General features: G+C 57.1%; 1 protein-coding gene. It reads left to right on the top strand.

Annotated features, from left to right (window positions below; translation table 11 throughout):
- Positions 1–238: ABC transporter transmembrane domain-containing protein (locus CPT76_RS36285; RefSeq protein ID WP_146116586.1), on the top strand; the 238-nt coding region annotated here is incomplete at both ends.

Here is a 238-nt window from a genome sequence, read left to right as displayed (position 1 = left end):
CAGGTGTACGTCATGACGGCGGTTTCCCAGCGCACCGTCTTGGCCCTCCGCCAGGATCTGTTCGATAAATACCAGCAGCTGCCGCTGCGCTTTTTCGATACCCATCCGACCGGAGAACTGATGAGCCGCACGACCAATGACATCGAGAACGTGTCGAACACGCTGAACCAGAGCGTAACGCAGCTCTTGAACAGCATCATTACGCTGGCCGGATCGCTGGTCATCATGCTGAGGCTCA

Origin of the sequence: Paenibacillus sp. AR247 (assembly GCF_002968895.1) — a bacterium.
In the GTDB taxonomy this organism is placed as follows: Bacteria; Bacillota; Bacilli; order Paenibacillales; family Paenibacillaceae; genus Paenibacillus_AQ; species Paenibacillus_AQ favisporus.
The sequence above is the reverse complement of the archived record's forward strand: the minus strand, read 5'-3'. Positions and strand labels throughout refer to the sequence as shown.